The organism is Marimonas arenosa (assembly GCF_030848945.1).
In the GTDB taxonomy this organism is placed as follows: Bacteria; Pseudomonadota; Alphaproteobacteria; order Rhodobacterales; family Rhodobacteraceae; genus Marimonas; species Marimonas arenosa.
Window position 1 is genome coordinate 200,883 of sequence record NZ_JANHAX010000003.1, and the last position, 26,441, is coordinate 227,323.

General features: G+C 62.5%; 29 protein-coding genes. 18 read left to right on the top strand and 11 right to left on the bottom strand.

The features are described 5' to 3' along the window. The first annotated feature begins 56 nt into the window (after nucleotides 1-56). The 6 genes from NO357_RS11100 to NO357_RS11125 all read left to right on the top strand — a co-directional run bounded on the left by NO357_RS11100 (nucleotide 57) and on the right by NO357_RS11125 (nucleotide 4,543). The gene (locus tag NO357_RS11100; RefSeq protein ID WP_306735738.1) at nucleotides 57-818 is read left to right on the top strand and encodes an alpha/beta hydrolase family protein; all 762 of its coding nucleotides are present in this window, start codon (nucleotides 57-59) and stop codon (nucleotides 816-818) included. Nucleotides 819-830: 12 nt separating this feature from the next. Beyond that, nucleotides 831-1,415 carry a glutathione S-transferase family protein gene (locus NO357_RS11105; protein WP_306735739.1) on the top strand — a complete coding sequence of 195 codons (585 nt, stop codon included), beginning with the start codon at nucleotides 831-833 and terminating at the stop codon, nucleotides 1,413-1,415. Next, nucleotides 1,412-2,002, top strand: coding sequence for a glutathione S-transferase family protein (locus tag NO357_RS11110; protein ID WP_306735740.1), 591 nt, complete (start codon nucleotides 1,412-1,414; stop codon nucleotides 2,000-2,002). The genes NO357_RS11105 and NO357_RS11110 overlap by 4 nt, the downstream gene beginning before the upstream one ends. Before the next feature lie 117 nt (nucleotides 2,003-2,119). Continuing rightward, on the top strand, nucleotides 2,120-3,067 hold the full coding sequence (locus NO357_RS11115) for a Gfo/Idh/MocA family protein (RefSeq protein WP_306735741.1): 948 nt from the start codon (nucleotides 2,120-2,122) through the stop codon (nucleotides 3,065-3,067). Then, nucleotides 3,064-3,759, top strand: a complete 696-nt coding sequence (locus NO357_RS11120) for an acylneuraminate cytidylyltransferase family protein (RefSeq protein WP_306735742.1) — start codon at nucleotides 3,064-3,066, stop codon at nucleotides 3,757-3,759. The genes NO357_RS11115 and NO357_RS11120 overlap by 4 nt, the downstream gene beginning before the upstream one ends. Next, nucleotides 3,752-4,543: an SDR family NAD(P)-dependent oxidoreductase gene (locus NO357_RS11125; protein ID WP_306735743.1), complete on the top strand. Its 792-nt coding sequence runs from the start codon at nucleotides 3,752-3,754 to the stop codon at nucleotides 4,541-4,543. The genes NO357_RS11120 and NO357_RS11125 overlap by 8 nt, the downstream gene beginning before the upstream one ends. A gap of 24 nt (nucleotides 4,544-4,567) precedes the next feature. Here NO357_RS11125 and NO357_RS11130 read toward each other — a convergent pair whose 3' ends face one another. The 3 genes from NO357_RS11130 to neuC all read right to left on the bottom strand — a co-directional run bounded on the left by NO357_RS11130 (nucleotide 4,568) and on the right by neuC (nucleotide 8,412). Beyond that, the gene (locus tag NO357_RS11130) at nucleotides 4,568-5,872 is read right to left on the bottom strand and encodes a 3-deoxy-D-manno-octulosonic acid transferase (RefSeq protein ID WP_306735744.1); all 1,305 of its coding nucleotides are present in this window, start codon (nucleotides 5,870-5,872) and stop codon (nucleotides 4,568-4,570) included. A 12-nt stretch (nucleotides 5,873-5,884) separates the two neighbouring features. Continuing rightward, nucleotides 5,885-7,153: a 3-deoxy-D-manno-octulosonic acid transferase gene (locus tag NO357_RS11135; protein ID WP_306735745.1), complete on the bottom strand. Its 1,269-nt coding sequence runs from the start codon at nucleotides 7,151-7,153 to the stop codon at nucleotides 5,885-5,887. A gap of 137 nt (nucleotides 7,154-7,290) precedes the next feature. After that, nucleotides 7,291-8,412, bottom strand: coding sequence for a UDP-N-acetylglucosamine 2-epimerase (neuC, locus tag NO357_RS11140; RefSeq protein WP_306735746.1), 1,122 nt, complete (start codon nucleotides 8,410-8,412; stop codon nucleotides 7,291-7,293). A 176-nt stretch (nucleotides 8,413-8,588) separates the two neighbouring features. Between neuC and NO357_RS11145 the strand changes: the two genes are divergently transcribed. From NO357_RS11145 to NO357_RS11165, 5 genes are all read left to right on the top strand, one after another. Beyond that, nucleotides 8,589-9,209, top strand: a complete 621-nt coding sequence (locus NO357_RS11145; RefSeq protein WP_306735747.1) for a fused DSP-PTPase phosphatase/NAD kinase-like protein — start codon at nucleotides 8,589-8,591, stop codon at nucleotides 9,207-9,209. Between the two features lie 74 nt (nucleotides 9,210-9,283). Further along, nucleotides 9,284-10,066: a hypothetical protein gene (locus tag NO357_RS11150; RefSeq protein ID WP_306735748.1), complete on the top strand. Its 783-nt coding sequence runs from the start codon at nucleotides 9,284-9,286 to the stop codon at nucleotides 10,064-10,066. Next, a complete protein-coding gene (locus tag NO357_RS11155; RefSeq protein WP_306735749.1) occupies nucleotides 10,066-10,704 on the top strand; it encodes a glycosyltransferase family 29 protein in 639 nt (212 codons plus the stop codon). Before NO357_RS11150 ends, NO357_RS11155 begins: the two co-directional genes overlap by 1 nt. Nucleotides 10,705-10,911: 207 nt before the next feature. After that, complete coding sequence (locus NO357_RS11160) at nucleotides 10,912-11,592, top strand: class I SAM-dependent methyltransferase (RefSeq protein WP_306735750.1); 681 nt, start codon at nucleotides 10,912-10,914, stop codon at nucleotides 11,590-11,592. Then, nucleotides 11,589-12,470, top strand: coding sequence for an FkbM family methyltransferase (locus tag NO357_RS11165; RefSeq protein WP_306735751.1), 882 nt, complete (start codon nucleotides 11,589-11,591; stop codon nucleotides 12,468-12,470). Before NO357_RS11160 ends, NO357_RS11165 begins: the two co-directional genes overlap by 4 nt. Before the next feature lie 3 nt (nucleotides 12,471-12,473). Here NO357_RS11165 and NO357_RS11170 read toward each other — a convergent pair whose 3' ends face one another. From NO357_RS11170 to NO357_RS11185, 4 genes are all read right to left on the bottom strand, one after another. Then, nucleotides 12,474-13,202 (bottom strand): class I SAM-dependent methyltransferase, encoded by a 729-nt coding sequence (locus NO357_RS11170; RefSeq protein ID WP_306735752.1) that lies wholly within the window; start codon nucleotides 13,200-13,202, stop codon nucleotides 12,474-12,476. Then, complete coding sequence (locus tag NO357_RS11175; protein ID WP_306735753.1) at nucleotides 13,195-14,229, bottom strand: N-acetylneuraminate synthase family protein; 1,035 nt, start codon at nucleotides 14,227-14,229, stop codon at nucleotides 13,195-13,197. The genes NO357_RS11170 and NO357_RS11175 overlap by 8 nt, the downstream gene beginning before the upstream one ends. Continuing rightward, on the bottom strand, nucleotides 14,226-15,140 hold the full coding sequence (locus tag NO357_RS11180; RefSeq protein WP_306735754.1) for a lysophospholipid acyltransferase family protein: 915 nt from the start codon (nucleotides 15,138-15,140) through the stop codon (nucleotides 14,226-14,228). Before NO357_RS11180 ends, NO357_RS11175 begins: the two co-directional genes overlap by 4 nt. 125 nt (nucleotides 15,141-15,265) lie before the next feature. Further along, nucleotides 15,266-15,631 (bottom strand): hypothetical protein, encoded by a 366-nt coding sequence (locus NO357_RS11185; protein WP_306735755.1) that lies wholly within the window; start codon nucleotides 15,629-15,631, stop codon nucleotides 15,266-15,268. Nucleotides 15,632-15,789: 158 nt separating this feature from the next. Between NO357_RS11185 and NO357_RS11190 the strand changes: the two genes are divergently transcribed. From NO357_RS11190 to NO357_RS11215, 6 genes are all read left to right on the top strand, one after another. Next, nucleotides 15,790-17,223: an FAD-linked oxidase C-terminal domain-containing protein gene (locus NO357_RS11190; protein WP_306735756.1), complete on the top strand. Its 1,434-nt coding sequence runs from the start codon at nucleotides 15,790-15,792 to the stop codon at nucleotides 17,221-17,223. 56 nt (nucleotides 17,224-17,279) lie between these two features. Next, nucleotides 17,280-18,410: an FAD-binding protein gene (locus NO357_RS11195; RefSeq protein WP_306735757.1), complete on the top strand. Its 1,131-nt coding sequence runs from the start codon at nucleotides 17,280-17,282 to the stop codon at nucleotides 18,408-18,410. A gap of 7 nt (nucleotides 18,411-18,417) precedes the next feature. After that, complete coding sequence (locus NO357_RS11200; protein WP_306735758.1) at nucleotides 18,418-18,768, top strand: hypothetical protein; 351 nt, start codon at nucleotides 18,418-18,420, stop codon at nucleotides 18,766-18,768. Then, nucleotides 18,769-20,061, top strand: coding sequence for a glycolate oxidase subunit GlcF (glcF, locus tag NO357_RS11205; RefSeq protein ID WP_306735759.1), 1,293 nt, complete (start codon nucleotides 18,769-18,771; stop codon nucleotides 20,059-20,061). Nucleotides 20,062-20,127: 66 nt separating this feature from the next. Then, nucleotides 20,128-20,943: a trypsin-like serine peptidase gene (locus NO357_RS11210; protein WP_306735760.1), complete on the top strand. Its 816-nt coding sequence runs from the start codon at nucleotides 20,128-20,130 to the stop codon at nucleotides 20,941-20,943. A 194-nt stretch (nucleotides 20,944-21,137) separates the two neighbouring features. Next, nucleotides 21,138-21,605 carry an Hsp20 family protein gene (locus NO357_RS11215; protein ID WP_306735761.1) on the top strand — a complete coding sequence of 156 codons (468 nt, stop codon included), beginning with the start codon at nucleotides 21,138-21,140 and terminating at the stop codon, nucleotides 21,603-21,605. A gap of 85 nt (nucleotides 21,606-21,690) precedes the next feature. On the opposite strand, the gene NO357_RS11220 is transcribed toward NO357_RS11215, so the two are convergent. Together NO357_RS11220 and NO357_RS11225 are read right to left on the bottom strand one after the other, a co-directional pair. Continuing rightward, nucleotides 21,691-23,874, bottom strand: coding sequence for a YfbK domain-containing protein (locus tag NO357_RS11220; RefSeq protein ID WP_306735762.1), 2,184 nt, complete (start codon nucleotides 23,872-23,874; stop codon nucleotides 21,691-21,693). Continuing rightward, nucleotides 23,871-24,407, bottom strand: coding sequence for an RNA polymerase sigma factor (locus tag NO357_RS11225; RefSeq protein WP_306735763.1), 537 nt, complete (start codon nucleotides 24,405-24,407; stop codon nucleotides 23,871-23,873). The genes NO357_RS11220 and NO357_RS11225 overlap by 4 nt, the downstream gene beginning before the upstream one ends. Nucleotides 24,408-24,537: 130 nt before the next feature. Here NO357_RS11225 and NO357_RS11230 point away from each other — a divergent pair, with 130 nt between their 5' ends. Continuing rightward, nucleotides 24,538-24,987, top strand: a complete 450-nt coding sequence (locus tag NO357_RS11230; protein ID WP_376744379.1) for a hypothetical protein — start codon at nucleotides 24,538-24,540, stop codon at nucleotides 24,985-24,987. Nucleotides 24,988-25,282: 295 nt separating this feature from the next. On the opposite strand, the gene NO357_RS11235 is transcribed toward NO357_RS11230, so the two are convergent. Both NO357_RS11235 and NO357_RS11240 read right to left on the bottom strand, forming a co-directional pair. Next, nucleotides 25,283-25,744, bottom strand: coding sequence for a phospholipase A2 family protein (locus NO357_RS11235; protein WP_306735765.1), 462 nt, complete (start codon nucleotides 25,742-25,744; stop codon nucleotides 25,283-25,285). A gap of 67 nt (nucleotides 25,745-25,811) precedes the next feature. Next, on the bottom strand, nucleotides 25,812-26,411 hold the full coding sequence (locus NO357_RS11240) for an HPP family protein (RefSeq protein ID WP_306735766.1): 600 nt from the start codon (nucleotides 26,409-26,411) through the stop codon (nucleotides 25,812-25,814). Between the last annotated feature and the right edge of the window lie 30 nt (nucleotides 26,412-26,441).

Consider the following 26,441-nt stretch of genomic DNA (forward strand, 5'->3'; position numbering starts at 1 on the left):
CCGCTCTGGCGCTTGTTATTGCTGGAACGGTCGGTGACGCACGGGAGAGGTTGAGCTTGACACGTGCTGACGGGGTGCGTGTGCCGATCATGGAGTTCATCCCGGACGCCACCGATTGTCCGCCGCTTCTGGTATTGTCGCATGGGTTCGGCGGATCGGAACAGGGATTGACCTGGCTGGCCCATGCGGCGGTGAATGCCGGGTTTCACACCATCACGATGGGGCATCGCGAAAGCGGCAGGTCGCAATTGCGCACGGTGCTGCGCAGTGCGGACCGGCGGGCGGCGCTGGCCGCGGCGGTTGAAGACCGGGCCGCAAATGCGGCACGGCTGCGCGATCTGGATGCGGTCTGGTCCCACGCTACACGGGATTGCCGACCTGGTTTCGCCGCTCTGGCCGGGCATTCGATGGGCGCACAATTGACGATGATCGAAGCCGGGGCAGAAAACGCCATCGGTGTGCGCGGCAAGGATCGGTTTGACGCCTATGTCGCGCTGTCGCCGCAGGGCGTTGGCCGGCGTTTTCCGCGCGGCGCCTGGGCGGGCATCGGCAGGCCGGTTCTGATGGTGACGGGCACGCGGGATGCGGGGCTCGAAGGCGATTGGCGGCACCGGTTGGGCGCCTTCGACGGGCTGCCGCCGGGCGACAAGTGGCTGGCGGTTCTGGACGGCGGTACGCATATGGACATAGGCGGGCGCGGACGGCCACGTCTGCAACGCAACGTTATCGAGATCGTACTGGCATTCCTTGGGCACATGGGCAAACCTCGTGCCAAAGACATGCCAGCGCTGGCCGGCGTGCGCTATCGGACAAAATAGGAAGGGCCACCGATGTATGAAGTGATCGGAAGCGCACAGAGCCGGGCATTCCGGGTGCTGTGGATGCTGGAAGAGCTGGGGCAGGAGTACAAGCACACGCCGGAAAAGCCGCGCTCGGAACTTGTGTCGTCGCTGAACCCCTCGGGCAAGGTCCCGGTCTTCAAGGATGGCGACGCGGTGCTGACTGACTCGACCGCGATCATAACCTATCTGGCCGACAAGCATGGGCAACTGACCCATGCCTGCGGCACGATCGAGCGGGCGCGGCAGGACGGGCTGACCCACCAGATCCTGGATGAGATCGACTCGGTCCTTTGGGTGGCGGCGCGGCACAGTTTCATCCTGCCCGAGGAAAAGCGCGTTCCGGAGGTCAAGGACTCACTGCGCTGGGAGTTTGACCAACATGTGGCGCGGATTGCCGACCGGCTGGAGGGACCATTTCTGATGGGCGAGACGATGACCGTGCCGGACATCATCCTGACCCATTGCCTGAACTGGGCCTATTCTGCGAAATTCACGTATGAGCAGGAGAACCTGCTGGCCTATGCCAAGGCGATGCGCGGCCGTGATGCCTTCAAGCGCGCTGCGGGGAAATGAGGCTCTATTACACGCCGAACTCGCCCTATGCCCGCATGGTCCGGGTGGCCGCGCGGGAAAGCGGGCTGCGTCCGCGGATAGAGGAGATCGAGGTTTCGACCCGCGACCCGGAGAGCAACTATTTCGCGGTGACGCCGCTGGCGCGGGTGCCGGTTGTGGAAGACGGCGGTGCAGTCATTGCCGACACCCGCGATATCTGCGCCCATTTCGATGCGTTGGAAGGCCGGGCGCGGTGGCTGCCGCCCGAGGATGACGCGGCGCGGCTGCTGCGCAATATCGCGTTCGGGTTTCTCGACGGAGTGGCGGTCTGGTTGCGGGAAAACGTCCGGCCCAAGGGGCAGAAATCCGGGCCGGTGATGGCATACGAAGAGCACCGGACGCGCAACGTGTTGGGCTGGTTGGAGCCACGGTTCCGCGGCGAAGGGCGCTGGGATTTCACCGCGCTGGCCCTGGCCTGCGCCGTCGACATCGGCCGCAGCCGGGGCATGGCAGAGGGCTGGAGCGAGATCGCGCCAGGGCTGATGGATTGGGCCGGACGCCGGGCCGGGTGCCCGTTCATGGCCGAAACCGCGCCCGGAGCGCCGTAGGCGCCAATCGTCCGCTCCTTTTCGGCAGAGAGCAAAAAGCAATCGCTCGACAGAACATTGCCTTGCGGGCGGCCTCGCTTGGGTGGTAGCCGCAAGTATCAGGAGAGAAGCAGAAGTATGGGCGTGCAGTATTTCGTCATGGGATCGGGGTCGATCGGACGGCGGCATCATGACAATCTGAAGGGCCTCGGCGCGGAGGTGCACCTTTTCGGCTGGCGCGGGCTGGACCTGGCCACGCTGGAGGCCATGGTCGGCGGTGCCGCAAGCGCCGCGGTGGTAATCGCCACGGCCACGCAGGTGCGGCTGGAGCTGATCGAGCTCTGCGGCCGGCTGGGCGTGCCGTTTTACGTCGAAAAGCCGCTGGCCTTCCGGATGGACACGCTGGCGCGGATCCAGACCGCGGCCGCGCCGGTGGCGAACCGCTCGATGGTCGGGTTCATGATGCGCTATCACCCTGCCGTTCGGGCGCTGGTCAACGAGCCGATATCGGCCTACGGGTTCCATATCGAAATTGGCCACGATGTACGGCAGTGGCGCCAGAATTGGCAGTTCGGCGACAGCTACGCGGCGCGGGCCGAGGGCGGTGGCGTGCTGCTCGATCTCTGTCACGAGCTCGACATGGCGCACGTCCTATTTCCCGGAGCAAAACTGCAGGCCGTCGATTGCATTGGACATGCCGATTTCCCGGGCGTCGATTTCGCCACGCGGGCGACACTGGCCGAGAACGGTGGGCCGGTGGGGACGGTGGCGATGGACTATCTCTCGCCGAAAAGCTTGCGGCGGATGAGTTTTCGAGGTCGGGACGAGGTGCTGGAACTCGATCTTCTGGCACCGCGTTGGGAGCGCGGCGACGGGAGCGCAGCGCATGTGCGCGAGTGGACTTTTGAACGAAACGACATGTTCCTTGGAATCATGGACGATTTCATGGCTCTGGTCGAAGGGCGGGCACCGTCCGGCAACCCGCTGATGCCGCGGTTCGACCTGGTTCAGGACAGCTGCGCTTTGATTGCGCAGGCGTGGGAAAGACGCGTATTTCACGGGGCGTTGACAGGAGGGTTCGCATGATCGTCGGCCATATCGGGGTACGCAAAGGCTCGAAGGGCGTGCCGGGCAAAAATTTCCGTGACCTGATGGGCAAACCGCTGATTGATTGGTCGCTGGAGCAGCTATTGGCGCATCCGCGCGTGGATGTGGTGATGGTCAGCACCGATGACGAACGGATCTATGAACACAGTCTCACCAAGGGATGTCTGGAGATGGGGCTGCGACCTGCCGAACTGGCCACTGACATGGCGGGCAAATGGGGCGTGTGGCAGCACAGCCTGAGCCGTGCCGAGGACCTGGTCGGCGAGGTGACGGCGTTTCTCGACCTCGATTGCACCTCGCCCCTGCGGGACATGGAGGATATCGACAGGGCGCTGGATGCCTTTTTCGATGCGAAGCCGGACATGATCATGTCTTGCACCGAGGCGCGCAAGAACCCCTATTTCAATCTGGTCGAACCCGACGAAGCGGGCGCCCTGCGGATATCGAAACCGCTGCCTGGCGGGGTGGTGGCCCGCCAGCAGGCGCCGACCGTGTGGGAACATGCGGCCTCGACCTATGTTGTCGATCCGTCTTACCTGAAGCGGTCGAAGGGGCTGTTCGAGGGCCGTGTTCTGCCTTATCTGATGCCGCCCGAACGATGCCTCGACATCGACTCGGAGCTGGATTTCAAGATCGTCGAATGCCTGATGGAGGAGCGCGAGAATGGCTGACCAACTGAAAGGCCGGACGGTGTTCATCACCGGCTCGGGAGGTGTACTGGGCTCGACCTATGTCCGCCGCATGTTGGCAGAGGGGGCCCGGGTGGTGGCGACCGATCTGCCTGGCCATCGGGCCGATGCTTTGCAGGACGCCTTTGGCAAGCACAAGCGCTTCCGCTTCTACGAGCTCGACGTTGGTGACGAGGCCCAGGTCGAGGGTATTTTCAAGCGCGTCCTGGGGGATGGCTGGGAGCCGAACGTGGTGCTGAACAACGCCGCGATCACGGGTGAGCTGTTGATGGGCAAAGGCAAGGGGTTTCCCGATTTCGCCGACACTACGGTTGAGGACTTCGAGAAAACTCTGCACACCAACCTGACCGGTGCTTTCATGGTGGCCCGGCAAATGGACCGCGACATCGTTGGAAACTACCCCGCGACTCTGGTCAACGTGGCCTCGATGTATGCACTGAACGGGGCGCATCACCCGATATATGATGGCATGCCGTTCAAGAATTTTTCCGCCTACGGGGTGACCAAAGCCGGCATACACGGGCTGACCGTGTGGCTCGCGGGATACTGGGCACCGCGGCAGGCTACCGTGAACACGATCGCCCCGGGTGCGGTGTTCAACAATCACTCGGAAGAGTTCCAGCGCCGGGTGGGCGAGTTGATCATGGCCGGCCGCATGGCGCAGCCCGACGAGATCGCCGACGTGATGCTGTTCCTGGCGAGCCCGCAGTCAGGTTACATGACCGGGCAGTTGGTCAATGTCGACGGCGGCTTTTCGGCTTGGTGAGAAAGGCGAGGACGCGCCCGCGCCCTAAAGCCATTGGTCGAGTACCATGAGAGTTTTGCGCACCGCGCCGGCATGATCGGCGAGGAAGGCGTCGATTTGTTCCTGTGTCGGTCGATCCTGCCAAAGCAGCGCGTCCGGCAGGTCTTCTGCCGTCACCTGACGCGCCACACCTGCGGCGATGGCCTCGGCGGCGGGGTATTCGATGGTCCAGATTTCGGGGCCGACGATCACCGGTTTGCCCAGGGCAAGCGGTTCGATGATGTTGTGGCTGCCGCGCGGGTTGAACCCGCCGCCTGCCACCGCGACATCGCAGAGCGAGAGGTAGAAATGCATTTCTCCCAAAGAATCGCCCAGCAATACATCGATGCTGGGATCGGTCGACAGGGTCAGGGCGTCATCGAGGATATCCGACCGGTGTGCGACTTCCAGGCCTGCGTCGAGGAGCTTTTTCGAAACGTTGTCGAACCGTTCCGGGGCCCGGGGCACGAAGACAAAAAACGGTTTGTCAGAGACTGTTTTCAGCACTTCGGCAATGACTCTGACGAACAGATCCTCTTCCCATTCCACCACAGAAGCGAAAGTTATCACCGAGCGGTCGCCGGCGAGAACAGTGCGGGCCTTTCCGGCGGCTGCAAGCTGGGGTTCGGCGATCGGCTGTTCGAAGCGCAACTCGCCGGTGACAGCAATACGGGTCTGTCCAAGCGCACGAAACCGCTCGGCCTGGCGTTCGGATTTCACCATTACGCCGGCAAAGCCCGGAACCAGTAGCGCGGGGGAAAGGGCGCGGGCGGTGTCGCGGTCGAAGCTTTTCACCGGATACTGGCCGTTGCAAAGGAAGAGCGGAACACCGGCGCGGCGGGCCGCGGTGATCATGCCGGGCCAGAACTCAACCTCCATCACCAGCCCGAAACGCGGCCGGAAGGCGCGGAAGAAGCGCCGGAACGCCAAGCCGTAATCGAAGGGAACGAAAACCGCCGACAGGGTGCCGGCCGCAATTTCGGCGGCGAAGGTCTTTTCCGCCTCACGCAGGCCGGCGGGGGTGAAATGGGTGGTCACCACCGGTTCGCCGCGGGCGAGAAAGGCGCGGATGAGCGGCACGGCCGAGCGCAACTCGCCGATCGAGACCGCATGCACCCAGACATGCGATGTGTCGCGCCGGGGACCAATGCCGAAACGCTCGCCGAGGCGCCGGCGGTACAGCGGATCGCGGCGGCCACGGTGCCAGAGATAGACCAGCATCACCGGCATCAACAGACTCCACGCCAGCCGCCAGACGCCGAGAAAGACGCGCAGCCTGAAAGGAGGGTGCCAGGGAGGGATATCGGCCAAGGGGTCGCCTGCTCAGAGAAGATCGATGAGCTTTTGGCACAAATGGTTGAGCCGGTCCATATTGTCTCGGGCCGCGCTCATGGCGCGATCGGTCATCTCCGGCAGGGCGGGGTCGGAGAGCGCGTCGGCCAGGTCCTCGGGACGATCCACCTGACGCGCGGCCCCGGCCGCGATCAGGGCAGCATAATCGTCGGCGAAGTTGGCGGTGCGTGGCCCATGCAGGATCGCGCAGCCCAGTTGCGCTGCTTCCCAGGGATTGTGCCCTTCAATTTCGCTTGTGGTGCCGCCGATGAAAGCGGCGGGGGCCAGACGATAGAACAGGCCCAATTCGCCAAACGTGTCGGCGAGATAAACCTGGGTTTCGGCATTGACAGGCTCTGATCGGCTGCGCCAGGTGCAGGAAAAACCAAGGGAGCGGATCGCGGCATGGATTTCAGGTGCCCGCTCCGGAAAGCGGGGGACGATCACCAGCAGCGCGTCGGGTTGCATCGCGAGCAACTGCGCATGGGCTTCCAGCGCCATTGCTTCATCCGAGGCGTGGGTCGATGCCGCCAGCCAGAACGGGCGGGTGCCGATCTGGCGCGCCATGTCCGCGCGCTTGCCCGGCGCGTCTGTCAGCGGCGGTGCGATCCGTTTCAGGGACCCATCGGTTGAGACCAGCGGCGCTCCGAGCGCAGCGAGGTGTTCTGCTGTCTTGTTGTCCTGAGCCGAGATCACGGCGAAACGCGGCAGGATATCACGATAAAGTGCCGCTCCACGCTGGCGCCGCCGGAAGGCAGCCACGTTCATGCGAGCATTGACGAGGGCCAGCGGGATGCCGGCCCGATCAGCGTGAAACACAAGGCCAGGCCAGATCTCCTGCTCGGCCCAGATCGACAGGTCCGGCCGCCAATGCGCAAGGAACCGTCGGGTCGGGCCGGGCGCGTCAAGCGGCGCAAACTGATGCAGTGTGCGGGGCGGCAGGTTGCGGGCGAAGACCTCGGCCGAGGCGCGGGTCCCCGAGGTGACGAGAAAGCTCGTTTCAGGCTCTAACATTGCCAAACGTGCGATCAATCCACGCAGGGCCAGTACCTCGCCCAGACCCACGGCGTGCAGCCAGATCAACCGACCGGCCGGGCGTGTGGCCGAGGCGTAGCCCAGCTTCTCCCGCCAGCGCTCGGGGTCCTCCTTGCCTCGCGAAATTCGGCGTTTCAGGTGCCAAGGCAAAAGCGGCTGTATTGCCCTGCCCAGCGCGAGCCAGAGGCGCAAGGCGAGGCTGGGGCGGCGCCGGTTACCAGCCATCGCAGACTCTTTCGCCCTTCATCTGACCCGAAATATCCCGGGGGTTTGGGGGCAGAGCCCCCAAGGCCTGCGTGGCCCGAACGCAATCGGGTCTGTGCGCGCCAGCGCACCGACGGCTCAACGCCGGGTGCGGCGCTTCAGGCATGGTCGTGAAATTCCTTTTGCAATGATCGCGACCAGAAAGTCGAATCAGCCAGAACCTCGACAAACCGCTCGGCGGCATTGCCCTCGCCGAAGGCAGCATCGCGGGGGTGGCGTTTGCCCCACTCGTCGCGCAGGAATGCCGCAATCGTGTCGGCATCGTGGGCTTCGCAGGACGTAATCGAAGCGCCGTCTGAACGATTGTTCTGACGGGTGCCGATATCGAGCGAAGGAATGCCGAGGAACGGTGCCTCGCGGACCCCGGCCGAGGAGTTTCCGACGATGCAGGTGGCGTGTTTCATCGCCTCGGAGAAATGCGCAAATCGCATTGAAGGGATGGCGCGGAAGCGTGATTTCGGCAACCGGTCGATCGCGGCGAGGATGTCTTCCGAGCCCGGGTCATTGTTGGGCAGGATGACCACGAAACTGCGACCAGACGTCTCTAACGCGGCGAAAAATGCCGCCGCCTGGCTGCCCATAGTTTCGGCTTCGGAGGTCACTGGGTGAAAGGTGCAGATGCCGAACTCTTCGAACGGGATGTCGTAGTGCGCCCGCACGTCCGCGATGCTGACGCCGGAGTCCCGCGAATGAAAATCGAGTTCCGGCGAGCCAATGGTATGAACCGACTCACTGGGCTCGCCCAGCGCCATGACGCGGCGGGCCGCCGCCTCGGAACTGACGAAATGGCAGTAGGCGAGCTTGGTGTTGCAGTGGCGGAAGAGCTCGTCGATCGTGCCCGATACCTCTCCGCCTTCGATATGGGCGCAGCGCACGTAATTGGTCGCGCAGACCAGAGCGCAGGCCAGCGCCTCGACCCGATCGCCGTGCACAACCACCAGATCGGGACGGTGTTCGGCGACGAAATCGGAAAAGCCCAGTACGGTCTTGGCGAGAACCAGATCCTGCGGGTCGCCGATCCGTTGGTTGAGGAATTCGTACACGGTGACGCCTTGGACGCGGTGGACCTCGATCTTGGTCAGCCCGTAGCGATCGAGCATATGCATGCCGGTGACGAAGAAGCTCACCTTGTGACCCGCATCGCGAGCGGCCAGCGCCAGTGGTTCGATCTTGCCGAAATCGGCACGGGTGCCAGTGACGAAGAGGAGGGATTGCACCATTTTTACTTTCGTCTAGATATGAGCCGAGAGCGTTTGAAAGCTTTCGACGGTGTCACATAAAAATAGCGACATGGCAATTCGTACACCGTTCCCTGTTGCTGTACCGGATCAGGATATGGTTGCCGGCGTTTTGGCTCGAAACTGAGGCGCCAGCATGCGAGCAGGGATGTTTTCGAATGCGTAAATTTCGCGACATGATCTCGCATCGGGCCGACACGCCCCGGGCCAGGCTGGCCTCCGTCCTGTATACCGAACTGGTCGACCATGGCTTGCTGCGCCACCTTTGGACGAACGAAAAGGAAATCGACAACGGCGTGATCCGGTCCAACCACCCGACCCGGAGAAGGCTGGAGAAATTCAAGAAATCCGGGGGCGCCGCGGTTCTGAGCCTGCGGGGGGCGATGCAAATGGCTCAGAATGTGCTGGAGATTGAGACGTGCGAAAAGCTGGGTCTGGAAGTTATCAGTTTTCCGATGGCGTCCTCGGCTCTGCCGAGCAAGAAAATCGTGCTTGATTTGGTCGAGGTTCTGGAACGGGCTCCGCGCCCTCTGATGATCCATTGCAAGTCCGGGGCCGACAGAACCGGCTTCGTCGCCGGGATCTATCTCATGCACTTCAAGGGAACGTCGCCGAAAGACGCCGCCAGGCAACTGACATGGCGACACGCTCACAACAAATTTTCGAAGAAAGCGGTCTTGTCCGAGTTCTTCGCACTCTACCAACCCGCCCATGAGGCCGGGATCGGTTTTCTCGACTGGGTCCGGGACAGCTATGATCCTGGCGCGGATGCCCGGTAGAAAAAGGTGGCGGTCAAAGACCGTGCTGCGTATGACGGGCGGGAAACGGAAAACCGTTCTGTAACAGGCCGATCATGGATAGCGACAAGACCGTCATCTGCATGAAATGGGGCACGCTCTATTCAGCGGCTTATGTCAACGTGCTCTATCGCGCGGTACGGCGGCATCTGAGCGGTGACTTCCGTTTCGTCTGTCTGACCGACGTTGCCGAAGGTCTGTTGCCGGAGATTGAAGCTTACCCGATCCCCGATATGGGCCTGTCAGATCTAAACTGGAAAAAGGGTGGCTGGCCCAAGCTGTCGGTGTTCATGGAGAAACTCTATGACATCCAGGGACGGTGCCTTTTTCTGGATCTCGACAGCGTGATCACGGGACCGCTGGATGACCTCTTTGCTTATCCCGGTGACGTCGTTTGCATCGATACCAGCTCGAACTGGAGCCGTCTGGGCGGCGACGCTGCTCCGATGGCCGGGACGGGGGTATTCGCCTTCACCGCCGGGCAATTTCCCGAGATCTGCGACCGTTTCATGGTCGACCATGACGCGGCGGTTTCGAAATACCGGATTGAACAGATTTTTTTGCAGGGCGAATTGCCCGAGGGTGCCATAACGTTCTGGCCGGCGGAATGGGTGCTGAGCTTCAAGTATCACCTGCGCCGTCCTGCACTGCTGGGGCTTCTCCAGCGGCCGAAGCTGCCGCCGCCCGATACACGCGTGGTCGCCTTTCATGGTGATCCGCGGCCGATCGACCTGGTTCGCCCCGGACTCTGGGGGATCGGGCCCCACTGGGGCCGGGGCCGGGTGCCCTGGGCTGTCGAATATTGGCGTGCCTGTGGCGGTGATCCGGAGCGGGACTGATGGACCGGGACCGCGTCAAGGCATGGCCGCGGAAGTATCTCTATCAGGCGCCGCGCGCTCTGTTCCTGAAGCTCGCGCGCAATTCCGACCGCCGCCTGGCGAGGTATATCGGCGAGCGGTCAGTCGCCGTGGTGGGCAACGCGCGTAGCCTGCTCGATACCGAATTCGGAGCGCGGATCGATGCCGAGGGCGTGGTGGTGCGGCTCAACAAGGGTTTCGTCCGGGCGCCGGCGGCGCAGGGCAGGCGCACCGATATCGTGTCGCTTTCACCCGAAGTGACGGCAGAGGAGATCGACAGCCAGTTCGCCCCAGACCTGATCTGCCTGCTGACGCCCAAGCTGCGGCACCTGCACCTGACCCGCCGCGATCAGCTGCGCCGGGTTCTGTTCTATCCCTTCAGCGCCTGGACACGGGACCGTCGCCTGATCGGTCGGCGGCCCTCGTCGGGCTTCATGATGATCAGCTGGCTGTTGCGGCTGGGCTTCGAAGGGCGCATCACTCTTTACGGGTTCGATTTCGGCGCCACCGAGACGTATTACAATCCTGCGGGATACCAAACCCCGCACGATTTCGCTGCGGAGGGTCGGCTCATCCAGAAATGGGAGGCTGAGGGCCGGCTGACCATCGTCCGAAGCTAGTTCTGTGATGGGTTGCGTCGAACAACCGGAAACATAGGCGCCGGGTCATTCTGTGTTACGGCGGCGCGTGACCTAGTAGGGCGTTGCCGCGAAAGGCAGAGCGTCGGAACAAGTTTCACATTCGGCCATAGATGTATGGTCCGGGAACCGGATGAACGGGTAAAGAACGGCGGGCGGTTCCCGCTAATCGAGCAACGGACAGGGCACATGGGGCGTATCAAGGAAGCCATCCGGAAATGGAAACTGGCCCGCAAGTCGCCAGCCGAAGTGTTTTCGGCCTACTACCGGCACAACAAATGGGGCGATGCAGAGTCGCGCTCGGGCAAGGGGTCGAACCTTGAGGCCACCAAGGAGCTTCGCGAAAAGCTACCGGCGCTGGTGAATGAATTGAAGGTCGAGAGTTTTCTCGATCTGCCTTGCGGTGATTATTTTTGGATGGCTAAAATCGATCTGGGCGTAGCCCGCTATACCGGCGGTGACATCGTGCCAGAATTGATCGAGGCAAACCGCGCGGCATATGCCTGCGACGGCGTGGTTTTCGAGGTGATCGACCTGATCAAGGGGCCCGTGCCGAGACACGACCTTGTTTTGGTGCGCGACTGCCTCGTGCACCTGTCCAGCGTCCACGTGAAGGCGGCGCTTCGAAACATAAAGGTGTCCGGGTCCGAGTGGCTGTTGACCACGACCTATCCTGGAACCGGGTCCAATGATGAGATTTCCACGGGCCAATGGCGCTCGATCGACCTTCAGGCCCCGCCGTTTGACCTGCCGGCGCCAGTCAGGCTTCTGGAAGAGGGGCAGGAGCATGTGAAGGGGCAAATGCCGAACAAGATGCTGGGCCTATGGCGGGTGGTCGATCTGCCCGACTGGAAGGACGAAACGGCATGAACGCGATTTCCTACTTTTTCGTCCGCCGGTTCCTCAACAAGGCGAACCGCGAGCATCTGGCGCGCTATCCACAGCTGGCCTGCTATTCCTTTGACCTGATCACCACTTTCATCCATCTCGAGGGCCAATACGAGCGCGACCAGCTTGTACTGCTGGCACGGGACGTGTTTCCAGGCCTTTCCGATGGGTCGGCGTGCCTTGATGTCGGGGCAAATATCGGAAACCACAGCGTGTTTTTCGCCCAGCATTTTTCCAAGGTGATTTCCTTCGAGCCCCACCCCCGAAATTTCGCGCTGCTCCAGGTGAATGCGGGATTGTCGGACAGAATTGTGCCACTCAATCTAGGGGCGTCGTCAAAGGCCGGGACGATCGAGATCGTCGAGGATCGCACTAACCTCGCGGCCTCGTCCATCGAGCGCTCGGAAGGCCGCGATGGCAATCGCGTACCGTTTGACCTGGTGCGGATCGACAATGTGCCCGAAGTTCAAGCTTGCGAGGCGGTGTCGTTCATTAAGCTCGACATCGAGGGCCACGAGGCCGAGGCGATCGAAGGTGCGCGCGAGACGATCGTCCGGCATCACCCCGTTGTCATGCTGGAAGTGCTGAAGGACGAGATTTCCGGAGGGACCGCGGCGTCTCTCGAGGCGCTGCGGGCGCTTGGGTATCGCCATTTCCATGAACCGGTCGAGGCTGGTTTCATCGGGCGGTTGCCGAAAAGCCTGCGCAGACTGGCCCGCGGCCTTGCTGCGCTTTTGACACTGCGACGGATCGATAAGGCGGGCCGGTTGGCAGAAATCGAACGGTTGGAGCCGCGCAACTACCTGATGGTGTTGTGCAGCGTTGAACCGCCGGCTTCCGCAGAAACCAGCCGGCCGTGACGCCTAGCGGCCTGTCTTGCGTGATTTGCGCCGGGCCTTGCGGGCGCGGTTCCACTGTCGCAGTTCTTGATAGCGCTTTTCACCGACAATTCGTTGCAACCAGCCGTCAAACCGTTTCGCGGCAGCGCGTTTGCGCGCGACTCGGGTCGACGCCGCCTTGCCGCGCGAGACCAGTTCGCTCGGTGGGTCGCCCGAAACGGGACCGGTCTTGATCATGCCCCAGGTGGGGTGGGCGGCATAGTTGACGTCGGGTTCGACCTCGGTCGTCACCCAGAGTTCGAACCTGGTGACTTCGGCAAACAGGTCGACCGCTTCCTTCACCAGCGGCCAGTCCTCGTGATAGTCGTCGCCGGCGATCAGCCCGCCCGGTTTCACCTTGCGCGCCCAGTGCCAGATGGTCTCGCCGCCTTCCTGTCCGGTATGAGCGTAGCCGTCGATATAGATGAAGTCGAGACTTTCGTCGTCAAACAAGTCGTAGGCCTCTGCGAAGCTCATCCGCAAAAGCTTGTAAGGCGCAAACAGGCCGACATGGCGCAGCGCGTCCTTGTACTGGTCCACGTCATGGGTGTCGGCATACATGTCGACGCCGAAGAAGGTCTCGAACTTCCCCGAGTCGACCATGCGCTTGGAAAACCCGCCACCGGCGACGCCAAGCTCGACACCGACAAGACCGGTACGGTCTCCGAGAAGCCGGAGGATGTCGTGACGTCGGGCGCCGTCGAGTTTACGCATCGGAGAGGTTGCTCCACTTGAGCTGCTGGTTGTGCTTGACGGCCACCTTCAGCGTTCGGCCTACAACCTTGTCGAACTCGTAGCCCGGGATTTCACCTGATCCGGGGCGGCGGGCCCAGATGTCCTGTTCGCGGATCACGTGGCCGGACGGCAGGTCGGCATCGGCGACGACCGAAGCGCGGGCGAAGCGATAGACGTCTTCCTCCGGGCCGGTGCGTTTCTTGTCGTTGTTGGCGGCGATCCAGATTTCACGGCTCCGGTCGATCAGGAAGCGCAGTTCGGCCGGGTCCATCGAGCACGAAATGTCGGGCCCCTTGCGATAACGTGTGTCTGTGTAGTGGCGTTCGAGAATGCAGGCTCCGAGCGCCACGCTTGCCAGCGCCATTTCCGGGCCGATGGAATGGTCCGAGAAGCCGACAACGGCATTGGGGAAGGCCCTCTTGAGTTCTGTCACGCCCTTGAGCGACACGATTTCTGCGGGCGACGGGTAGAGGTTGGTACATTCGAGCAGGGCGTAGTCGACGCCGGCGTCTTCCAAGACCTGCACCGAAGCGCGCATCGTCTCGATGGTCTGCATCCCGGTGGACAGGATAACCGGTTTACCCTTGCGGGCAATGTGTCGGATCAGCGGTAGGTTGTCGGCTTCGCCGCTTCCAATCTTGTAGGCGGGCACTTCGAGTTCTTCGAGGAAGTCGGCGGCGGCGCGGGAAAAGGGCGTGGAGATCCAGATCATCCCCAGCTCTTCGGTATAGCGCTTGAGCTCGACCTCGTCGTCGCGAGAGAGTGCGCATTGCGCCATCACGTCCCAGATCGAGACATCGGCATTGGGCGGGAAAATCTGCTTTGCCTCGTCGGTCATCTCGTCTTCGACGATATGCGTCTGGTGCTTGATCATCTCGCAACCGGCGCCGGCAGCCAGCCGGACCATCTCCTTGGCGACGGCGAGATCGCCACCGTGATTAATGCCGATCTCGGCGATCACCAGGGGCGGGTGGGTTGGGCCGATCTCGCGGTGGGCGATCTTCATGACGCGGTCTCCTGTGCGGTCTGAGCGGTGGGAATTTCCTTCCAGCGGTTGTGAATCCAAAACCATTGGCCGGTGTGACGACGAACCATGGCCTCGAGGCTGTCGTTCAAAGCCTGGGTCATCTCTTCCGGCGTGCTATGGGGGATCGGGGCCTCAAGAACGGCCCGGAAGGAAAGGCCGTCTGGCTGGCGAATGCCGTAACACGGCACCAGCGTAGCATTGTATTTCAAAGCGAGCTCGGCAAAAGACAGCGCTGTATAGGCTTTGTGACCGAAGAATTTCAGCGCCACGCCATTGTTCAGCCGCTGGTCGATCAGCACGGCCAACGTGCCGCCGCCTTTGAGAAAGCGCATCATCTGGGCCATGCCGCGGCGTCCGCGGGAAAACAATGGCTGGCCAATCTTTGAAATATTGGTGACGTAGATGTCGTTGAACTGGGGGATGTTCATCGGGCGATAGATGCCGCCCACCTCGAACCCGCGGGCAATCACCCCAGCGCGGACCACGTCATAATTGCCGAAATGGCCCGAGACCAGGATCGACGGGCGGCCTTCGGCGCGGGCCTGATCCAGCGCTGCGATGCCAGGGCCCTCGAGCGGAGTGGCCCGGGCGATCGGCAGAAACTCATCGGCTGAAAACAGCTCGGCCAAGGTGCGGCCAAAGTTGTCAGGCACGGCGCGCTGGATGCGAGTGATCTCGGCTTGCGTGATCTCGGGGATGACGAGTCGCAGGTTTGACTCGATGCGCTTGCGCCAGCCCACCAGCGGGGCGACAATCCGGGACAGGATCCAGCCGGCAAAAGGCACGCGCCATCGGTAGGGAAGGCGATGCATCAGCCATAGCGCACCGCGGATCAGGACGAATTGCACACGGTCCTTCAGGCCGCGAGGCTGGGTGTCTTTGCTGCTCATAGGAGATCGTATGGCGCAAAACCGGCGTCTGGAAAAGAGGTCAGACGCGATCGCAGGCAGGTGCCCGCCTCCGCTGGGGCAAATGCGCGTTCGGGTTCGTTGCGTGCCGGGCTTTTCGCGTCGGGTCAGTGTCTCAACGCGACTGGGACGGTTTTTCTGGCCCAGCCGTTTTCCGAACACCGGGCGCGAATATGGATTTCGCGAATACCGTCCGGCAGCATCACGTTGACGAGTCCGCGGGTAAAGGGCTGTTCGTCAACATGCGGGTGCATCAGTTCGCGATAGCCCAGCCGGTTGCCGCCGGCGTCGAGAACTTCCCAGCCGTCGGCGTAGTGCTCCCAACCGGTATCACCATGTCTGAGGGTCACGTCAATGCGCCAGCCCATGCCGACTCGTTGTGCCGTTGCGGCCACGATTTCCGGGCTTTCCGCCTGGGCAGGCAGGGCGAGCGCGGCCATCAGGAGGGCGGATATCGAAAAGCTGCGGATCATGTGTCGGATATAACAGCGTACACCGCGAAATGAGGACTCAACTCTTCGTGCCCGGCCGTGAGGTGAGGTATATTCGCATCAGCCGAGATCACGGCTTGCGTTTCCATAGAATTGGTTATATTTTTTTACCAATTTTACGCACCGCGGAGGAATGATCGATGCAGATGCCCGAGCCCGATGCACAGTTGATGGCGAGGAAGCCGGAACTTGTGACACGACTGCGCGAGGTTTTACCGGACGATGCGGTGATCTTCGAAGAGGCCGAGACACGGGCCTATGAATGCGATGCGCTGACCGCCTATCGCTGTCCACCGCTGGCGGCGGTGCTGCCGTCGAACACCGAGGAAGTCGCCGCGGTGCTGCGAATCTGCCACGAGATGGGCGTGCCAGTGGTGCCGCGCGGCGCCGGCACCTCGCTGGCCGGGGGCTCGCTGCCGACCGCCGACAGCCTGATCCTGGGCGTGGCGCGGATGAACGAAGTGCTGGACGTCGACTACGATAACCGCTCCATTCGTGTGCAGACCGGGCGGACCAACCTGAGCGTTTCCGGCGCGGTCGAGGAAGAGGAGTTCTTCTATGCTCCCGACCCGTCCTCGCAGTTGGCCTGTGCGATTGCCGGCAATATCGCGATGAATTCCGGCGGTGCGCACTGCCTGAAATACGGAGTAACCACCAACAACTTGCTGGGGGTCACCATGGTCACAATGCAGGGCGACGTGATCGAGATCGGCGGCGCGCATCTCGACGCAGCGGGCTATGACCTGCTCGGGCTGATCTGCGGCTCCGAGGGCCAGCTGGGCGTGGTGACAGAGGCGACCCTGCGCATTCTCAGAAAACCCGAGGGCGCACGGCCGGTGTTGATGGGTTATGACAGCAATGAGGTCGCGGGTCAGGTCGTTAGCGATATCATCAAGGCCGGTGTGCTGCCGGTGGCGATCGAGTTCATGGACCGTCCCTGCATCCGAGCAACCGAGGCTTTTGCCGGGGCCGGGTACCCGGACTGCGAGGCGTTGCTGATCGTCGAGGTTGAGGGCTCGGACGCCGAGATCGATGAACAGTTGGGCGTGATCCTGCAGATCGCGCGCAAGCACAACCCGGTGGAACTGCGCGAAAGCGGCAGTGCCGAGGAAAGTGCGAAAATCTGGCTGGGCCGGAAATCCGCCTTCGGGGCGATGGGGCAGATCAACGATTACATGTGTCTCGACGGCACGATCCCGGTCAGCCAGCTGCCTTACGTGCTGCGGCGGATCGGCGAGATGAGCAAGGAATACGGGTTGGACGTCGGCAACGTGTTCCATGCCGGCGACGGCAACATGCACCCGCTCATTCTGTTCGATGCCAACAAGCCGGGAGACCTGGAGCTGTGTGAGGCGTTCGGTGCCGACATTCTGCGGCTCTGCGTCGAGGTGGGCGGTTGCCTGACCGGCGAACATGGCGTCGGCATCGAGAAGCGCGATCTGATGGTGGATCAGTTCGCTCCGGATGATCTGGAGATCCAGATGGCGGTGAAGGACGTGTTCGACCCGGCCTGGCTGTTGAACCCCGCCAAGGTGTTTCCGTTGGAGGCTTCTGCCGAACGGCGGGCTGCATGAGAGAACCCCGGGGGCGCTGCCCCCGGACCCCCGGAATATTTTTGGCAAGATGAAGAATGAAACCGGTTTCTGAAAGCGAACTGAGCGAGATGATTGTAGCGGCCGAGGGGCCGTTCAGGGTTGTCGGAGGGGACACGCGACCTGTGGGTCGGGTCGTCGATGGCGACGTATTGAGTACGGCGCAGATGTCGGGCGTGGTCGATTATGAGCCGGGCGCGCTGACACTGGTAGCGCAGGCCGGCACGCCGGTTTCTGAGATCAAGCGCCGGCTGGCAGCCGAGGGGCAGCGGCTGCCGTTCGAGCCGATGGACCATCGCGGGCTGTTGGGGACGTCGGGCGAGCCGACCATCGGCGGGGTGGTGGCTGCCAATGTCAGCGGGCCGCGCCGGGTTCAGGCGGGGGCGTGCCGCGACTTCCTGCTTGGGGTGCGGTTCGTCGATGGGATGGGCCGGGTGTTGAAGAATGGCGGCAGGGTGATGAAGAACGTCACCGGCTATGACCTGGTGAAGCTGATGGCGGGCAGCCGCGGCACGCTGGGGGTTCTGACCGAGGTCAGTTTCAAGGTGTTGCCAACGCCGCCCAGCCGGGCAGTGCTGCTGATCGAAGGGTTGGACGACACTCGGGCCGTCGCGGCGATGACCCGGGCGCTGGGTTCTCCTTTCGAGGTGACGGGTGCGGCGCATATGCCAGTTGGCATGGACGGCGATCCGGTGACCATGATCCGGATCGAGGGGTTCACCGACAGTGTGGAGTATCGCGTTGGCCGTCTGAGGGACCTGTTGTCGGAATTCGGTGCGATTACGGTCGAAACCGACCCGGAGCGCACCGCGGCGGGCTGGCGCTGGGTTCGGGATGTGGAGGCCTTTCATGAAAGGGCAGGCGACGTCTGGCGCTATTCGGTGAAACCGTCGGACGGGCCGGCGCTGGGCGAGGCCTTGAGAGAGATGGGCGCGGTCGCGGTGCTTTATGACTGGGGTGGCGGGCTGGTCTGGGCGTTGACGCCACAGGGAGCGGACATGCGGCCGGCGGGATTGCGGGGCCACGCCACGCTGGTGCGCGCGAGCGAAGAGACGCGGGCAAGGTTGCCGGTTTTCCACCCGGAGCCGCTGGCGATCCAAAAGATTTCGCAAGGTTTGCGCGATAGGTTCGATCCCAAGGGTATTCTGAACCCCGGCTTGATGGGATGACAAACCAATGGAACTCTTGATCGCGTATATCGTTTTCATTCTGGTCGGGCCGGTGATTTTTCTGGGGCTGATCCGGCCCGCGCCGACGCGGAGCCGTTTCGCGATGGGTGTCGCCTCGGCGACGGGGCTGCTGGTGGCGGCGTACGCGATGCGGGTTTGGGGCCCGGACGGCGCGGCGGTGGCAGTGGTCTGGTTGGCCTGCTTGTGGCTGGGCTGGATCACTACTATCGCGACGGCAGTGCAGGCCTGGGCGCTGGTGCGCGGGTTCGGGCGGCAGAGGAAGTGGAGCGCGGCGATGGGCGCGGCGGCGGTGACATTGCCGTGGTTCGGATTGTCGCTGACGATGACGGCAGGTTAAATGCAGACGAATTTCACAGAAGAGCAGCTCAAGGATCCCGGCATCCAGCGGGCCAATGACATCTTGCGGTCCTGCGTGCATTGCGGGTTCTGCACGGCGACTTGCCCCACCTACCAGGTGCTGGGTGACGAGCTCGATAGTCCGCGGGGCCGGATCTACCAGATCAAGGACATGCTGGAAAACGAGAGGGTGCCGGACCCCAAGACGGTGAAACATGTCGACCGCTGCCTGAGCTGTCTGGCCTGCATGACGACCTGCCCCTCGGGCGTGCATTACATGCATCTGGTCGATCACGCTCGGGCCTATATCGAGAAACGCTATCACCGGCCCTTCATGGACCGCACGTTGCGCTGGGTTCTGGCCCGCATCCTTCCTTATCCGACCCGGTTCAGGTTGGCGCTTCTGGGGGCCAAGATCGGTCGGCCTTTTGCCTGGGCGATGCCGGACAAGCGATTGCGCGCCATGCTGGACATGGCGCCGAAAAGCATTCCGCCGGTCAGCCGCAACGACGATCCGCAGACATTCTGCGCGGCGGGCGAGCGGAAGAAACGGGTGGCGCTGATGACGGGTTGTGCTCAGAAGGCGCTCGATACCGATATCAACGATGCCACGATTCGGCTTCTGACGCGGTTGGGCTGCGAGGTGGTGATTGCAAAGGGTGCGGGTTGCTGCGGGGCCCTGACCCATCACATGGGCAAGGAGCGCGAGTCGCATAAGACAGCGGCGAAAAACATTGAGGCGTGGGCGGCAGAAATGGCGGGCCCGGGCCTCGACGCCGTCGTGATCAATACCTCTGGCTGCGGCACCACGGTGAAGGACTATGGCCATATGTTCCGCAACGAACCGCTGGCAGCGAAGGCGGCACAGGTGGCCGAGATCGCGATGGATGTCAGCGAGCTTCTAATGCAGCTTGATCTGCCCGAGGGGGCGGTGAAGCGGATGCGCGTGGCCTACCACGCGGCCTGTTCACTGCAGCATGGCCAGCAGATCAAGACCCATCCCAAGACCCTGCTGAAACGCGCAGGTTTCGAGGTGGTTGAACCTGCCGACAGCCATCTCTGTTGTGGTTCGGCCGGGACCTACAACCTGATGCAACCCGAGATTTCGACCGAACTGAAAGCGCGCAAGGTGAAAACACTGGAGGCCAAGGCGCCGGACGTAATTGCGGCGGGCAATATCGGCTGCATGGTGCAGATCGGCTCAGGTACAGACGTGCCGGTGGTGCACACGGTGGAACTGCTCGACTGGGCCACGGGCGGCCCGAAACCGCGAAAACTTAATGGTTTTGCATAACGGCTTGCCCTAATGTTGCCAAAACTCTGCGCTAGGCGCGGGGAGGGGAAGGTTTCGGGAGCAGTCATGTTTCGCACGGTTGTTATGATTTTCTTTGCCTGTGTCGCCGGGGTGGCGACGGCAGAGGATACGCGGCTGAAACGGCTCGATACCGGCGACGACAGCCGCGGCTGGGAGGCCGTGGGACGGCTCGACATCGGCGGCAAAGGGTTCTGCACCGGTGCATTGATTGCGCCGGATCTCGTGCTGACGGCGGCGCATTGCCTGTATGACAGCCTCAGCGGTGCGCAGATCAACCATGAGGAAATCGAATTCCTGGCGGGTTGGCGGAATGGCCGGGCGTCGGCCTATCGCTGGGTCAGGCGAGCCGTGGTGCATCCCGAATATGTCTATAACGGCAAGGTGTCGGCCGACCGGGTGCGCAACGACGTGGCGCTGCTTGAACTACACCACCCGATTCGGAATACCACCGTGGTCCCGTTCGCGACCGACCAACGCCCGAAAAAGGGTGACCGCATCGGGGTGGTCTCCTATGCGCGAGAGCGTTCGGAGGCGCCATCGATGCAGGAGGCCTGCCGGGTGATGGCACGGCAGTCGGGGATGCTTATAATGAGCTGCGAGGCTGATTTCGGTTCGTCCGGCGCACCGGTCTTCAGCTTCCAGGACGGCGTGCCGCGGATTGTCTCGGTGGTTTCGGCCAAGGCCGAGGTGGCGGGGCACAAGGTGTCGCTGGGCACACAGCTCGAAGGGCCTCTGGCTGTTTTGAAAGCCGCTTTGGCGCAGGGACAGGGCGCGTTCAGCGCCGCGCCGGCACCGAGGGAAAACCGTATCACCGTCGGCACGCGCAATTCTTCGAGCGGTGCGAAGTTCATCAAGAACTGAGGTCTTGCCGGCGTTGCTCGTTCGGTTTCCAGCCCGCGTGTTTTTCGGCAGGTGACGATAATACCGATGTCTTGAAATCCGGAAATCGCATTACCAAGTTTCTGTTGTCGGGGTGCCAATTTGGGCCTCGGAACTGTCGTGCCTGTCCGAAAACGGAAGGCAAATTCCAGTTATCGCTCAATGGAGGATGACCTATGCGAAACTTTGATCTTGCACCGCTTTACCGTGCCACCGTCGGCTTCGATCAGATTGCCGACATGTTCGACCGGGTTCTGTCCGGCGACGTGGCGCATCCAACCTACCCGCCCTACAACATCGAGAAAACTGCCGACGGCGCCTATCGCATCTCGATCGCCGTTGCCGGTTTTTCCGACAGCGACCTGAGCGTCGAGGTCAAGGAAGGCGCGCTGATCGTCGCCGCCCGCAAGGCTGACGAGGATGGCGATCGTGTGTTCCTGCATCGCGGCATTGCTACCCGCGCGTTTGAGCGCCGCTTCCAGCTGGCTGATCACGTGCGCGTCACGGGCGCGACCCATACCGACGGCATGCTGCATATCGACCTGGTGAAAGAGATCCCCGAAGCGCTGAAACCGCGCCGGATCGAGATCGCCAAGGGCGAAGCGGTCGAAAAGGACATTGTGGATGCCGAAACCGTCAACTGATCCTTCGGCGGCAGCCATGCAAAAGGCCCGGGAGGTTTCTCCCGGGCCTTTTTTTCGTGACGAGCAGGTGGGGTGAAAGCCCACCCTACCGCGACAGGCTCTCGGCCAGGCGCATCAGGCGGACCGCCTCGGCGCGATAGCCGAAGGGGTCGTCGCCCTGCGATTCACTGGCCAGCGCGATAGCGTCGGAGAACTGCCAGTCGCTGGTGAATTGCGAACGTGTCAGCAGTTCGCCGAAACCCGCGATCGCGGTGGCGAAGCGGGTGTCGCCGTTGGCCTCGCCCATCTCGGGCAGGATCACAACCTCGATCAGCCGGCTTTGTGCCTGGCCCGGTTCCTTGTAGCGCAGCTTGAGGTAGCCCAGTTCGGCGGTGATGTCGGCGGCGGGTTCCGTCGTGCCATAGCGCAGCGGATCGGACAGGCGGGCGGGTGAGCCGGCAGGGGTAATCTCGTAGATCGCGGTCACCGAATGGCCGGCGCCGATATCGCCGGCATCGACCTTGTCGTTGTTGAAGTCCTCGCGTTTCAGGGCGCGGGTTTCATAGCCGATCAGGCGGTATTCGGCGACGGTGGCGGGGTTGAACTCGACCTGGATCTTGATGTCGTTGGCAATCGGGAACAGTGCGCCCGAGAACTGGTCAACCAGCACTTTCTGCGCCTCGGAGAGCGTGTCGATATAGCTGGCCTGGCCGTTACCATTCTGGGCCAGCGCCTGCATCGTCGCGTCGTCGAGATTGCCGCGGCCGAAGCCCATGACCGACAGATAGGTGCCGCTCTCGCGCTTGTCGGCGATGAAATCCTTAAGCGCCTCGGGATTGGACAGCCCGACGTTGAAATCGCCATCGGTAGCGAGGATCACGCGGGTCACTTCGCCCTCTGAAGCCATGCCCTCGGCCACGGCATAGGCTTGTTGCAACCCGGCCTGCCCGGCGGTTGAGCCGCCGGCGCGCAGGTTGTTCAATGCGCCGAGGATGGTCAGCCGATTAGTGGCGGGGGTCGGAGCCAGAACCTGTCCCGCGCTGCCGGCATAGGTAACGATGGCGATCTGGTCCTCTTCGCTGAGCTTGGGCAGCATCAGCATCAGGCTTTGCTTCAGAAGTGGCAATTTGTCGGGCTGGTTCATCGAGCCGGAAGTGTCGATCAAGAAAACGAGGTTAAGCGGCGGGCGATCCTCGGTGACCGGTGCGCGGCCCTGGATGGCGATATGCACGAGCTCGGTGCCGTCGTTCCACGGTGTCGGCGTGACCGTGACGGTGGGTTTGAACGGGGCTTCGCCGGCCTCGGGCGCAGGATAGTTATAGGGGAAATAGTTGATCATTTCCTCGATGCGGACGGCCTCTTGCGGGGGCAACTGACCGCGCGTGATCGAGGACCGGACCACGGCATAGGAGGCGGTATCGACATCGATCGAAAAGGTCGAGACCGGCTCTTCAGCGGTGATCTTGAGCGGGTTCTGCTCGGACTCGGGGAAGGCCTCGGTATTAGGTTTGGGCAGTGGTGAAACGTCGTAGTCGGGTGATGGCATGATCGTCGCTTCCGGTGCGGACTGTCGCGTGAGCCCGCCGTTGAAGCCGCTGATTACCCCATCTGAAAACGCGCGGCGATCGCGCGCGGGGGAAGCTTTGGGTTTGGGTGTTTGGGTTGTGGCTTGTTTTTCCTCCTCCGGGGGCGCAGCGGGCATGAGCTGGCCCGTATGTCTTCCGGTTGCGGCCTGATCGAGCCCTTGTGGCGCAGCCGGAGGAATGGTTTCGGAACCGGTGTCGCTCGTTGTCGGCTGACCGACGCCCGGTTCTGCATCGGCGTTAAGTCGGGACAGGACGCCCACCTCGGCGGATTCATCCATTTGCCGCGGTTTCTCGGCGACGGCTGTCTCGTCCGCTCCAGTTGCGACCTGCTCAACTGTTTCGGCAACAGGTGGAACGGGCTGGGTTTCGTCGCCCGGCATTGGCGTGCGGGTCTGAGGTTTGTCCAGCAGGTCCGACAGGGAGTTTTCGGTCAGTTGCGGCAAGGCAATGACGATACCCACCGCGACGATTGCGGTGGTGGCGGCAAGTGCGCCGCGGCTGGTGAGATGCGAGACCATGGTTTTCACTCCTCTGAAAAGCCCCGATGCGGGGCGGTCAGAGGTTGGACGCGTTCCGGCGCGGTTTTCTTGGAGCGCATTGTAGTTTTCTTGCGCCAATGCCAGATGCGCGGCCTTGACGTCCGGGTCCGGGGCGGGCGTGGCCTGTTCCATCAGGCGCTTGAGATCGTCGAGTTCGTCGCTCATGGCCAGTCCTCTGAGGCGCGCAAGGCGCGCAGGTGTTTCTTTGCCTCCGAGATGCGCCAGCTGACGGTACCCTCGGAGATGTTCAGGATTTGCGCGGCCTCGGCGTGGGTGGTGTCATCGAGCACCAGCGCCAGCGTGTCGCGCAGGTCTTCCGGCAAAGCGCGCATCGCCTGGGTCAGCCAGTCGATGGCCTCGGCTGTTTCGCTAATGACCGCGCGGCGGTTTTTCTCCCAATCGCCCCAGCCGTCAGCATGCCGGACGCGTGTGGTGGCGCGGCGGCGGCGGTCGTGGGCGGCGTTGACTGCCACCCGCCAGAGCCATGTCGTGAAGCGCGCCTCACCGCGGAAGCTTGCGAGCTTGGCCGGCAAGGCCGCGCAAATGTCCTGGGTCAGGTCCTCGGCCTGGTCGCGCGCACCGGTGAGGCGGAAACAGAATCGGAACAGCGCGTCGTAATGGCGTTCGAGCAGGGCCGAGAAGGCGGCAGCATCGCCGTCCGAGGCCGCAAGGGCCAGGTTTTCGCTGCTCGTGTCCATGCGCATCACGATTGTATGACGCCCCCCGAGCGTCAATCCTTGGCCGGCGCAGAATTCTTTACCCGATCTTAAGTTGCGCGCCCTAGCCTCGCCGGGTGGTGGAGCAGGCTTAAGGGGTTTCGACGTGAGTATGCATTTCAACGGGCGGCTGAACAATTGCCTGGGCAAGGTTTATGCCTGTCGGCACGAGATCGTGGATCGGTTCTATGAACTCTTGTTTGAGGAACGCCCCGATGTGAAAGACATGTTCACGGGCGATTTTCACAAGCAGAAAGAGATGTTCTCGATGATGATCGCCATGCTGGCCCGCGCTACGGCGACCGGGCAGGGCGCGGCCGAGATGGGCAACCAGATCCGAGAGCAGCACGAGGGGCTGGATATCGAACCCGAGCTTTTCATCAGGTCCGGAGTGTTGCTGCGGCAGGCCTTTGTCGATGTTCTTGGCGACCAGATCGGAGACTTCGAAAAAGTTCTTTTGACAGAAAGCATCGGCCGTTTGACAGCGGCCGCGGCCGGGCGACAACCCTGTCTCAGTGCTGGCTCCGACGCAAAAAACGCGGACGGTGGTACAGAGGGCTAGGGCATTCCAAGGTTGCCTGGACAAAATGGCGGCATTTGGCCTGGAGGCGATATCGAGCACTGAGCCACGCATCACCCGGTCGCAGCCCGGAAATCTACCGGATTTGCAGAGCACTTCATCTCGCCAGATCCGAGCAAGATCGAGGTGATGCGCGGCGGCTTCGCCGCCCTTCGTGCGGGGGCGTGCATGTCCACTCCGAGCCAATAAAAGATATGATTTCCCCAACTCCATCCCTGAAAGACTTTCGGGCGATCGCCCTTGCGACAGAAAATTTCGGGCGGCGCGGATCTGGCTGTCAGCGTGACCAGTAGGAGCGGGACAAGCCGCTAGAGACCACTTTGGCCCATCGCCGCAGGATATCTGTCGGCAATTCCCGGCCGATGACCGTATCGGATGTCATGTCCGAAGCCAGACGAGCGGCTTTGTAGGCCATGCCCATGGGGTTCGCGCAAGGCATCATGGCAATCGCATCGTGGATCGCGCGGGCCTTGTCGGCGATCACCGGGTTGGGCCAGCGTTGATAGCGCAACTCGCGCATGAAGCTGATGTCGCAGCCGCAATTCAACTCGCCGCGCTGCGCCGCACAGATGTCGTGGCGCATGCAGGCGGCATCGAGCGGGTCGATGGGAGCCGCCGAATAGGGCCCGCCGCTGTGACCGATCCCGCACCAGTTGCCATGCAGCGGAAAGCTGGGGCCGGTCGCATGCGACGGAAGGGCAGAGAGCAGGAACAGCAGTGAGGTCAATATGCGGATCATGGAATTTAACTAAGCGCAAGGCGCGGGTCGGGGAAAAGGGACAGCTTCGTCGCAGGGGCCGCCGTGCTCAGGGCAGGGGATCTCGATTCGGCGGGGTTGTCGGTATGCGCTGTGGATGCAACCGGGCAATGGGGGTGGTGGCCAGCCAGTATTCAGGCCAGCGCCGGGGATTGGCGATATTGTTGCTCACCAAGGCGACGGCGATCATCACCAGCGCGCCCAGACCGACCGGGAAGAATGCATAGCTGAACCCGAGCTGATGCAGGTCGGGCGCGCCGAGAACGGCGATCAGGGCGCTGGCGCCGCCGGGAGGATGGATGGAACTGGTCAATTGCATCGCTGCAATGGCAAGGGTGACGGCAAGCGCAGCAGAGAACCAGTTGGCGCCGAAAAGCCGGAACACAGCCACCCCGACCAGGGCCGAGGTGACATGGCCAACCAACACGTTCCAGGGCTGGGCATAGGGACTGAGTGGCGCAGCATAGAGCAGGACCGCGGTGGCGCCGAAGGCGCCGATCTCGAAGGTCAGGCTTTCGTCATTCAGCATGAGTTGGGCGATGTAACCGACCAGTGAGAGACCAATGAACGCGCCGATCGCGCTGCGCAGGATCTTGTGCGGCGAAGGCGGCGCGACGGGTCCGTGGCGTGGTTTAGATGTATCATTCATGCACATTTAACTAGCAGACAGATATTAATG